The sequence below is a fragment of the Nostoc sp. UIC 10607 genome (assembly GCF_047228265.1).
GTDB lineage: Bacteria > Cyanobacteriota > Cyanobacteriia > Cyanobacteriales > Nostocaceae > Nostoc > Nostoc foliaceum_A.
Map to the genome: position 1 here is coordinate 37,413 of NZ_JBIQNW010000048.1, position 11,255 is coordinate 48,667.

The 11,255-nt window shown below is 41.4% G+C and carries 9 protein-coding genes; 5 read left to right on the forward strand and 4 right to left on the reverse strand.

Annotated elements, in window-relative coordinates:
* Positions 1-160: 160 nt before the first annotated feature.
* The 5 genes from ACEYW6_RS27305 (at position 161) to ACEYW6_RS27325 (ending at position 6,401) form a co-directional block, all read left to right on the forward strand.
* Entirely contained in the window at positions 161-553 is a 393-nt protein-coding gene (locus tag ACEYW6_RS27305) for a hypothetical protein (RefSeq protein WP_412982227.1), read from the forward strand.
* A 235-nt stretch (positions 554-788) separates the two neighbouring features.
* On the forward strand, positions 789-1,115 hold the full coding sequence (locus ACEYW6_RS27310) for a DUF3040 domain-containing protein (protein WP_196510608.1): 327 nt from the start codon (positions 789-791) through the stop codon (positions 1,113-1,115).
* Positions 1,116-1,131: 16 nt separating this feature from the next.
* Positions 1,132-3,213, forward strand: a complete 2,082-nt coding sequence (locus ACEYW6_RS27315; protein WP_412982232.1) for a dynamin family protein — start codon at positions 1,132-1,134, stop codon at positions 3,211-3,213.
* Between the two features lie 151 nt (positions 3,214-3,364).
* Positions 3,365-5,608, forward strand: a complete 2,244-nt coding sequence (locus ACEYW6_RS27320; RefSeq protein WP_412982228.1) for a dynamin family protein — start codon at positions 3,365-3,367, stop codon at positions 5,606-5,608.
* A 118-nt stretch (positions 5,609-5,726) separates the two neighbouring features.
* Positions 5,727-6,401: a DUF305 domain-containing protein gene (locus ACEYW6_RS27325; RefSeq protein ID WP_412982229.1), complete on the forward strand. Its 675-nt coding sequence runs from the start codon at positions 5,727-5,729 to the stop codon at positions 6,399-6,401.
* Positions 6,402-6,561: 160 nt separating this feature from the next.
* Here the strand turns inward: ACEYW6_RS27325 and ACEYW6_RS27330 are convergent, their stop codons facing one another.
* From ACEYW6_RS27330 to ACEYW6_RS27345, 4 genes are all read right to left on the reverse strand, one after another.
* The gene (locus ACEYW6_RS27330; RefSeq protein WP_412982233.1) at positions 6,562-8,043 is read right to left on the reverse strand and encodes a site-2 protease family protein; all 1,482 of its coding nucleotides are present in this window, start codon (positions 8,041-8,043) and stop codon (positions 6,562-6,564) included.
* A gap of 417 nt (positions 8,044-8,460) precedes the next feature.
* A complete protein-coding gene (locus tag ACEYW6_RS27335) occupies positions 8,461-9,483 on the reverse strand; it encodes a spore photoproduct lyase family protein (protein ID WP_412982234.1) in 1,023 nt (340 codons plus the stop codon).
* A 103-nt stretch (positions 9,484-9,586) separates the two neighbouring features.
* The gene (locus ACEYW6_RS27340) at positions 9,587-9,943 is read right to left on the reverse strand and encodes a hypothetical protein (protein WP_190896616.1); all 357 of its coding nucleotides are present in this window, start codon (positions 9,941-9,943) and stop codon (positions 9,587-9,589) included.
* Positions 9,944-10,508: 565 nt separating this feature from the next.
* Positions 10,509-11,180 carry an RNaseH domain-containing protein gene (locus tag ACEYW6_RS27345; protein ID WP_412982230.1) on the reverse strand — a complete coding sequence of 224 codons (672 nt, stop codon included), beginning with the start codon at positions 11,178-11,180 and terminating at the stop codon, positions 10,509-10,511.
* Positions 11,181-11,255 lie beyond the last annotated feature (75 nt).

The window sequence follows — 11,255 nt, forward strand, 5'->3', positions numbered from 1 at the left end:
AAGTCCATTCTCAACGATTTGTTGTCTCGCCTTGTATAATTACTGACATAGCAATCTAATCTTATTAAAAAAAATACCTTTTTTTGCCAGTTTTACTGAACCACAACATTGTCCTATTGAGACACTCTAGAAAGGTAAGTTTAGTAAAAAGTATACATAGATGCCACGCAAAAAAAGAAGCTCTCCTGTGCTGGAAAAAACTGAACAGAAAGTAATCGGATTTAAATCAATTGATTCCAGCCTTGACTTTGGTGATTCTATCAGTTTAAACAATTTAACCCAGTTAACCGGGCGACTCCGCAACCAGATTGACCAGTATAATATGATGCTCACCGCCCTTGACTCAGCAAAGGCAGAAATAGAAACCCTTGAAAAGACCATTCGGGAAACTTCAGAACGCTTAGTTTGTGGTGTGGCGTTGAAGTATGGCAAAGACAGCCGGGAATATGAGATGACAGGCGGGGTACGCAAGAGCGAGCGCATTCGTAAAGCTACCATTACCCGGTTAAAATTGACCGCAGACTCAAAAGCAGCTTCTAAACAGACGGCGTAACGGGCAAGAAGTAGGCATCATTTACCGTAAATGATGCCGCACCTTAGTAGTTGGTGCTTTGCTTTGGTTCTGGGAAGCAGATGCATTTTGTGGTAGCTAACTCCAGCTTAAATTTAGTAGACAATTAAAATAGTAATTTTACTGGGGTTATTAAATATTTACGTAAGTTACGATACAGCATGATTAACGAGTAAATGCTGACATCTTTTCATTGTCTTAGACGGGATAGATATCGATGACATCTGAAAGCGATCGCCAAAAGGAACTTGAACAACGGGAACGGATATTACGAGAACGAGAAGTTGAATTGCGACTCCGGGAAATGGAAACTAACATCCAGGCTACCGATGCGGCTTTTCATCAAACTGTGAAGCATCAGCCAGAAAATTCCCAGAAACCTTGGATCAAAAAAGCGATTCTGGCTGGAAAGCTGTTTGCTCTTGGTGTAGTAACACTAGTTGCAGTGAGAATAGCCTCAGTGTTGGCTGGGTTTATTATTGTTGGTGCGCTGGGGTGGATGTCTTACAAATTATTTTTGGAATCTAAAAAAACCAATCTTTAATAAAGGTGTAACTATGATGACTGATAAAGTAGCAACTGATAGATTTATCCAAGATTTAGAGCGTGTTGCTCAAGTGCGATCGGAGATTTCTGTATGTTTGAGCAAACTAGCTGAAACAATTAACAAAGCTGAATTGGCTGGAGACTCTTCATCAGGTAAACTCAGTTTAGAACGAGATATTGAAGATATTACAGTAGCTAGTAAAAACCTCCGGCAAGGTGTCTTTCGCCTTTTGGTATTGGGCGATATGAAACGAGGAAAAAGTACGTTTCTCAATGCCTTAATTGGGGAAAACTTATTACCGAGTGATGTTAACCCTTGTACCGCAGTGTTAACAGTTTTACGCTATGGGCCAGAAAAGAAAGTCACCATTCATTTTAATGATGGTAAAAGTCCACAACAGCTAGATTTTCAGAATTTTAAATATAAATATACTATTGATCCGGCTGAAGCTAAAAAATTAGAGCAGGAGAAAAAACAAGCTTTTCCAGATGTAGATTATGCAGTAGTCGAGTATCCCCTAACATTATTAGAGAAGGGAATTGAAATTGTCGATAGTCCAGGATTGAATGATACAGAAGCGCGAAACGAATTATCTTTGGGTTATGTAAATAATTGCCATGCAATTTTGTTTGTAATGAGAGCTTCTCAACCTTGTACCTTGGGTGAGCGTCGCTACCTAGAAAATTATATTAAAGGTCGAGGATTGACAGTTTTCTTCTTAGTTAATGCTTGGGATCAAGTGCGAGAATCATTAATTGATCCTGATGATGTAGAAGAATTAAAAGCATCTGAGAATAGATTACGGCAAGTATTTAACGCGAATTTAGCAGAATATTGTACTGTAGAAGGTCAGAATCTTTATGAAGAACGCGTGTTTGAGCTTTCCTCAATTCAAGCACTCAGACGACGGTTAAAAAATCCCCAAGCTGATTTAGAGGGGACAGGCTTTCCGAAGTTTATGGAAGCGCTTAATACTTTTCTTACCAGAGAACGTGCGATCGCAGAACTTCGTCAAGTCAGAACCTTAGCAAGACAAGCCTGCAATCATACCCGCGAAGCAGTTGCAAGACGTATACCATTGCTTGACCAAGATGTAAATGAATTGAAAAAACGAATTGATTCAGTAGAACCAGAGTTTAACAAACTCACTGGTATTCGGGATGAATTCCAAAAAGAAATTATCAATACAAGAGACACTCAAGCAAGAACAATTTCCGAATCTTTTCGCAGCTACGTTTTAAACTTAGGTAACACCTTTGAAACCGATTTCTTACGCTATCAGCCGGAATTAAATTTGTTTGATTTTCTCAGTAGTGGTAAACGAGAAGCATTTAACACTGCATTGCAAAAAGCCTTTGAGCAATATATCACCGACAAATCTGCTGCTTGGACATTAACTGCTGAAAAAGATATCAATGCAGCTTTTAAAGAACTTTCTCGCAAAGCTTCACAATATGGTACTTCTTACAGTCAAGTCACAGATCAAATTACAGAAAAGCTCACCGGACAAGATGTAAAGGTAAATACCACTGCTACTACTGAAGAAGATAACTCTCCCGGCTGGGCAAAATGGGCAATGGGATTGTTATCGCTGTCTAAGGGAAATCTTGCTGGTTTTGCACTAGCCGGGGCCGGATTTGATTGGAAAAATATCTTGTTAAACTACTTTACTGTAATTGGTATTGGCGGGATAATTACAGCAGTGACAGGAGTTTTGCTTGGCCCCATCGGGTTTGCGCTGCTAGGTTTAGGAGTAGGATTTTTGCAAGCAGATCAAGCGCGTAAAGAGTTAGTTAAAACGGCGAAAAAAGAGTTGGTTAAACACCTACCCCAAGTCGCACATGAGCAATCTCAAGTTGTATACAATGCCGTTAAAGAGTGTTTTGACTCTTACGAAAGAGAAGTGGGTAAGCGGATTAACGATGATATTGTATCTCGTAAGGCTGAATTAGATAATTTAGTCAAGCAAAAACAAACCCGTGAGATAAATCGTGAGAGTGAGTTAAACCGTTTAAAAGAATTACAAGAAAATGTAATAGCTCAGTTGCAAAAAATCGAGGCAGCTTATAGCAACTTATTAGCTTACTATAGCTAATATATTTAATTACTCTCGTTACTCTCGTTCCCAGCTTCTAGCTGGGAATGCCTACTTGGAGGCTCCGCCTCCCATAACCATAAAAATATGAGGCGGAGCCTCAATGAATTGCATTCCCAGACGCAGCCTGGGAACGAGGAATAGGGGAACTATGCAACAACAGTATGAAGGTTATAAGGATTTAGCAGATTCTCTCAAATCTGCATCTACGTTACTGAATTTAGAACGAAAATCGCAACTACATCAAGATATAATTACCATTTGCAATCATCTGGTTAATCCTAGTTTTCGCATTGCAGTATTTGGCCCATTTAATCATGGCAAATCTACCTTACTGAATGCCATGCTAGGGAATCGCACCTTACCAATTGATTTAATTCATACCACAGGTGCGGCAATTACTGTCAAGTATGGCTCTGATGTGCGGACTCGCATCATGTTGGTAGATGGGACAGAAATCTATCGCAGTGGCACAGAAGTTTTACAGCAATTTGCAATTCTTGATGGCAATAGACAGATGCGAAAAGATGTAGCATCTGTGGAAGTTTTTTGTCCACATCCCTTTTTAGAAACAGGTGTAGAATTTCTCGATTTACCGGGAACAAATGATCGGGATGAACAAGATAATTTAATCCGAGAACAACTATTAAGTGCAGATTTAGTTATTCAATTATTAGATGCACGTAAGTTAATGACTTTAAGTGAACGGGAAAACTTACGAGATTGGCTATTAGATCGCGGTATTAAAACAGTTATATTTGTTGCCAATTTTATGAACTTACTCGAACCCGACGAGCAAAAACAGGTGCAAAATCGCCTGCTGTTTGTTGCGGAAAGCTTTCGAGCCGAATTACCTCCAGGTTTTAGTAATTTATATCGCGTTGATGCTTTACCTGCCTTAAGAGCTAGATTAAAAGGCGATGTTGCTGCTGCTAATAGTAGCGGTTTAGCGGCTTTTGAAACAGCTTTGCAACATATTGTGGGGATTTTTCAACCAAATCGTGGTAGTGTTCGTTTGCCAAGAGTGCAAGCGATCGCTTCTCAAATCCAACTCTCATTAACAGCTAAAATTGACCCGATTGCTCTTGAAATAAAATCTTTTGATGATAAACAAAATACTAAAGTTGAAATTAAACAAAAAGCAGCCAATTTAATTTATAAAGGTTTTGCTACTAGCGTGAAAGAATTAAGCGATTGGCTAGCATTACCTAACCTAATCACAAAATATCAAGCTGATGCGGCAGTTGCATTGGCAGAAAATAACTTTAAAACTTGGCAAACAAATACTCTTAAAAAAGACCTGAATGAATTGCAATTGTCTGCGATGAAATGGCTTTATCAAGCTTACGAGTTTTTCCAAGAAGAACGACCGCAAGATTTATTAATTCCCTTTCCCCGCGAACCACAAGTAACACTACCCCCAAAGTCAAGTAATACTGATGATTTGAGTGAACCTGGTTCTATCGCTGTTGGTGGCGGTATTGGTTGGTTGTTAGGTGGCCCGGTGGGTGCTGCTGTCGTCGGGAGTATTTCTTATTTGTTAAATAAGAATATCCAAAAGCAAGACGAACAATTGGTAAAGGAATCTTATCATCAAGAAGTTGCTAAACTTTGTATAACTGCAATTGAAGATTATTTATCTATTTTCAGCAGTCAAGGGTTATCACTTTTGACTGAATATGAACAAAAAGCTGAAAAAGTAATTTGCTTTGAATTTAGTCAAGAACCGCTAGAAATTACTAATAGACGGGAAAAATTGCAGCAGTTACAGAACGGTTTTAATCAGTTGCTACGAGAGTTAGAGAAAGTCAAAATCCTCTCCAATCATCAAGTTTATAAAGAAATACCTACATATAGCAACACTAATAGAAAATATTCACCACAGCCAGAGAGAGTTCAAACTTCTCCTAAAAAAGATACTAGTGTTAAGCAACAACAGGAAAATACTGCTAAAAATAGTGGGACAAGAGTAGAATCTGTTTCTCCACCACCGCCAAAAGCTTCTCCCTCTCCCCGTCCAGAAGAGGTGGAGGCGAAATTTCGTGATTGGGAACTTAATGAAGAAATAGCACAAATGAAAGCAGAAATGCGTAGCCCTAAAGCTTGTCGTCAGACATCGCCTGGTTCTCAAACTAGCAAACAGCAAAATGCAACTCAAAGCAATAAAGCACCCAACCAACCCAAAACCCAGACACAAAAAGATAAAATTACTCGTGCCTACAGCATTTTAGGATTGCAAACAAATGCTTCCCAAATTGAGGTAAAGCAGGCTTATCGAACTTTAGTAAAAAAATGGCATCCAGATTTGTTTGTTAATCAGCCGCAACTACAAAAACAAGCTCAAGAGAAAATGCACTTAGTTAATGATGCTTACACAATTTTGAGTGAACAATGAACTGCAATATACCCGACTCATCAAAAAAGTCGGGGATTTTTAGATTTCATCCTAATTTCATTTCTAGCTGCAAAGCTAGGAGGTAAATATAGAATTAGGAAACTGTTAGGTGAGATTTATGCAACTGCTATCTTTGAGGAACGGCTTTTTGGCGTTAACCTTGACTGCGATCGCTTCAGGCGGTGGGTTAATCACAGGCTGTACCAGTACTGCTTCCCAGAACCAAAGCGAAGCGCCAAAGGCAACCACCACCAATGCTAACAACAATCACATGAATCACAGCATGGCAATGGATTTAGGCCCAGCCGATGCTGATTTTGATTTACGGTTTATCGACGCTATGACACCGCACCATCAAGGGGCTGTAGAAATGGCTAAAGAAGCGCAGCAGAAATCAAAACGTCCTGAAATCAAAAAACTAGCAGACGATATCATCAAATCGCAAAACCAAGAAATCACTCAGATGAAGCAGTGGCGACAAGCTTGGTATCCCAAGGCGGGAGATAAACCAATGGCTTATAACAGTCAAATGGGTCACATGATGGAGATGTCATCTGACCAAATGAAAGCCATGATGATGAGTCAGGATCTAGGTGCAGCTGATGCTGAATTTGATCTGCGCTTTATCAATGCGATGATTCCTCACCATGAAGGGGCTTTAACAATGGCACAAAATGCCTTGAGTAAGTCTAAGCGCCCTGAAATTAAGCAATTAGCCCAAGAAATTATCAAGGCACAAAATACAGAGATTAAGCAAATGCAGCAGTGGCGAAAAAGCTGGTATAACCAGTGAAACTAACTTTCACAATCAGGGCAGGTCGTATTTTGGCAGTACTCATACCAATTCACAAAAATCCTGATACATATAGATTTCTCGTAGGGGCATGGCATTGCCATGCCCTTACCAGCTCGAATTGCAGATATTGCTTATTTGGGTGTTGGCTCCATAAGCACTATCCTATTCCCAAACGCCCAGCCAAGCCGGGAGTTAAGGGTAGAAGTGTGGTAATCATTAAGAATAGAGCCAAAAGCCCTAAAGCGGCTCTGGCATCATCAGGTTCAGTGATTTCATTTAAGCTGGGGCGTTCTTGATCCCGTTGCAAAAAGAAAATCACGATCGCCCAGTACATGGCAAGAGTATTACCGAGAGACACTAGCGCCAGTAAAATTAAAGTTGCGATCGTTGCCCGTCCTGCGGTTTTGCGGCCATAAATCGCCTGGACAATGCGCCCACCATCTAGTTGTCCTGCGGGCATTAAGTTCAAAGCGTTAATAATTAACCCCAGCCAACCAATTATCACTAAAGGATGAACACTTACCAAGGACGACTGTAAAGACGAACCAAGGACAACTCGCGCCAAACTTCCCACCAAAATCGACCCTTGGAAAAACTGATTTGGCAATTGAAATAAACTACCTGGGTGGGAAAGCAGCAAGCCCGTCACCAGCATTACCAAAGAAACGATACCACCTGCGGCTGGCCCTGCCAAGGCGATATCAAATAATACCTTGCGGTTGGGCAACAGAGATTCAAAACGGGTAATTGCACCAAAGGAACCAATTTGCACGGCCGGCAAAAAGAAAGGCCAGCTAAGGCGGATTTGATGACGCCGAGCAAGTAACCAATGACCAATTTCGTGAGCTACTAAAATCGCAAATATTCCAGCACCTATAGGCAAAGCTTCTTTAAACCGCCCTGGATTGCCAAAGAAATCAAAATTCAGCAGTAATCCCGCAGCTTCTAAACTTGTGGCAATGGTTGCTACCAACAGAAGACCTGCAAAAGCTTTTTGCGATAACAACATCGGCCGGGGATCATTGCGGCTTGGCAAGACAATTACCACTGGTCTGCCATCTGTATTTTCTACTAAAAACAAACGATATTGATCGCCAAGGCGTTGCTGCAAACTTGCAGTTAGACGGTTGTGAACCTCTTCTGGTTCTCCTCGGAGATTGCCTTTGAAAATGGCTCCATCTTGGTAAGCGATCGTTTCTGTGGCAAAAAACGTATCGATACCGAAAATGCCTTTAATTGCATTCAAGTCATCTTCCGGTATCGGCGGGATCTCCGGTTTCAGTGCTGCTGCTGTTGGTTGTGAGGAATTTGCTTCAAGTGAGGAAGCAGCGGCAAGTCTTTCTGTTGCGCGTTGCTTGAGGATAGCATCTTGCCCAGCTGCGCGTAACTGGCTGCCCAAGTAGATGTACAATCCAGCGGAAGTCACTACTAAGAACAATATACCCGCTATATTGATGTAAATCCCTGCGGCAAACAATCCAAAAAACAGGAGCCAGGGAGTCATCAACACCACCGACTGTAACCAGGCTAAGATTCCCAGCTTACCAAAAGGTCTGGCGCGATAAAAGCCCCAGCCCAAAATGCCTAAAGCTAACAGTAGGATTGCCGCCAGGATAGAAGTTTCTGATAAAGTAAACATCTCCAAACCTTTGCTATTGAGACTAAGCCAGAACAAGTCCGGTATTGCAGATACACTTATTAATGTATAACGCCGCCTGTAATCTGCCCAAATTATCCCGTTTTGTGCGTAGCCCAACCCAGGAATTGGGGCAAGTTTAACTTGCAATAGCTCGACTTACAGCAGATTTCAGCTTGCTGTAGTAGACAAACTAGATTTCAAAGGTAAGAGACCATCTATATAGAGATAGAGCGGTTCCCATTCAGATGCCGTACAACGGGCACGGCAGTGCCGTGCCCCTACAGGTGTGAGTGTGTTATGGCTTTAGCCTAACCCACCAGCTTTTGAGCAACCTGAAAAGAGAGCGATCATTTAGATGCGATCGCTCTTTTGTCCAATAATTAATTTGCTCAAACTGTATTTGAGCGAAGTGGTCTTTTAAGTCCAATAAAGAATTTCAGCATTTGGAAAGCGTCTGGTAATCTCACTCTCAAAAAAGCAACGTAACGCCTTCATGGTGTCCTTATCATAAACGTACTTCGTCCCACCAAACTTATTACGCTTGATACTGCGTTTTGCCTCATCCATCTCTAACTTTGATTGCGGATACCAAGTTTGTAACACTTCTTTTGACCCAGGCGTGAACCGATGGGAAATTAACTCAAAGGTAAGATCACAGTCAAAATCCAGTGCCTCGTTTATCTGCTCAAACAAATAACTATAGTGCATCTGCCAATCGTCTATCGGCATAATTGGCGCGATCACCAAGCCTACTGGATATCCGCCACCGCCACGCTCTTGTGGTAACGCCAACCGTCGCAATGCATTAAGTCTGGATGCTACGGATGCGGTACCACCTTCAAACTTGCCAGAAATCGGTGCTGCATTAACACTCATCCGACAGCGAGTATTCCCATTGTGTGGTAAATCGAGTAATCCATCCACAGCATCAAACTTCGATACCCAGCGTAGATGTGCATTGGTACGAGTGCCAAAGTAACGGATACATTCAGCAAGACTGCCAGTTAAATGCTCAATACCCAATGGATCTGTGTAACAGCTAACTTCAAAACTTGTGTTTTTACCCTGTTGCTCGTAGTTAGCTAAGTTCTCTAATATCTGCGGTAAGTTGGCAAAAACGCGGATTACAGGTGGCCCCGACAAGCTACCAGCTAAGTAGCAGTATTGACAGTGAGCCGGACAACCTTCGGCAATGTGAAACTGCCAATCCGCAGAAGGTGGGATGGGACTCAGTTTAAAAGAACTGGGTGGTGCAGTAACCACTGCTAAGGTACGCTTGGCGATGTTGTAAGTATCCCGCTCAGATTCACCGCGCAGTCCCTTCAGACGGTTCTGTGATAATTCTTCTATTGGTAAGTTGAGTGACTGCACACGTGCAAGAATCTGCTGCCCCCAAACCTCATCTAAGGCAGCAGGTGTAAACAGTACCCGTTCAGGTATCCACAATCTTGGTGATTTTGTTTGTGTCTCTGATACTGAAACTTGGTCTGTAATTGTATTCAGCAATATCGTTCTCCGTTATTTAGTTTGCTGATTTCTGCAATTAATTTTCAAGGACTTGCTTAATTCGTCGCTCTAACAAATCAAGATCCAAAGTGCCTTCATCACGGCTAATTCGTCGCACAGTCGAATTAACATTACCCAGATTTACCAATAAATCTTGAAGAATTTCTTGCTGCTGACGGGCTTGAGTAACCTCGCGTGGCTCCTGTACTAAATCACGCACGATGGTATCTTCAGCACGAGAGGCGATAATTGGATCGCTTTGCCCTTGAATGTGAACAAAGGTTCTTCGCCCTGGGCCTCGCTCTTCTTCTATTGGTATAACTGCTGTTACTTGGTCAGAACGCACATATTTGCCAAATCCCAAATGGACTAGCTCTGATGAGAGTATTTTCATATATTGAAGCATTATTTTTATGTCTTACTTATATTGTAAAATCTAGAAAAGTGACTTAAAGCCATAGACCATACGGGTTATACGCAATTCAGGGTAGTAGTTTCCTTGCCTAATTGATCCTTGATATCTCTATGTCAATCACACTATTTTTACCAGCTTTCGGGCTTGTTCTGGGGTTTCACTAAGCTCAATAAACTCAAGTTTTAGGTTAGAGTGCTAACCTTGGCTTGTTAAGTACAGCATTATTTCATTAATTTGTAGCGAATTAAATTTGGCAATCCCTTGTAATGCCAATGAATCCCCTTGCAATGCTAATACCAATTCAATTAATGATTGCAACACATCCTTGGTAAAGACGCGATGAATCGCGTCTCTACAAATGGTCCATTTGCCGCATTCTTTTTTCTAATTGGTGATAATGAATTGGCATTGTTAATGCGTCTCCTTACAATGCCAATGCGTCGGGATGCATTCTAACAGTCATCTTTCTGCGAGTTTGATTGTAAATAATACCTGCTTCAAGTTGTAAATTTATTAGTAACCTCTTTCTACACTGGCAGCATATTTAATCTTGCTCTGATTCAATGTCCTCATCTGCGATCGCAAAATCACTGATGTAGTCCCGTACAACACGCTCAAAAAATAGGGGAGCAGGCAAACCTGTCCAATCGCTGTAGTGACCAAAACCGTAGCGTAGTGACTCCACAAGAGCCGCTAGGTCATCAGGATTATCTTCTGGTTGACGTAAGGTAACGACAATCTCAAGGGGGTTGGGAGTAGGCCAGCGACCCGCAAATGGAGGTTTTTTAGAGAGTTGACTTATCTTTAACCCAGTTTGTTTTACTAGAGTATCGGTTGAGCGATAGCAACTTTGCCCACGAGCTTTTCTTTGTGGTAATTCACGCGCCACAGATAGATAAGCTACGCATCCAGTTTGGTTAGTCGCGCTGAGTCGGAATAAGCCAGTCGCACTAGATGCTGAAGGAATTTTCAGCGTAGGCGGCAGTTTATTTAGTTCCTCTTTAGTTCTAGTATCTTCTACAGAAGTCTCTATTAAATGTCTGGCTTTTTTCTCAATAATGCCAGGAGCAAGTTCTTGGCGAATACGAATTAGACGTGCGCCTTGCCATTCATCCTGCATATTCTCAGACTGCTGACCAAGGTTAATTTGATTAGCATTAATTCTGATATCAGCTAACCAATTCCAAAGTTTAACGCAGTTGGAAGAATCGATCATAACTAAGAGGGTGTTTATAAAATAAATATTAAGCAGGCGAGCAACAATGATTGCGGGCTAATCTACGTAACATAA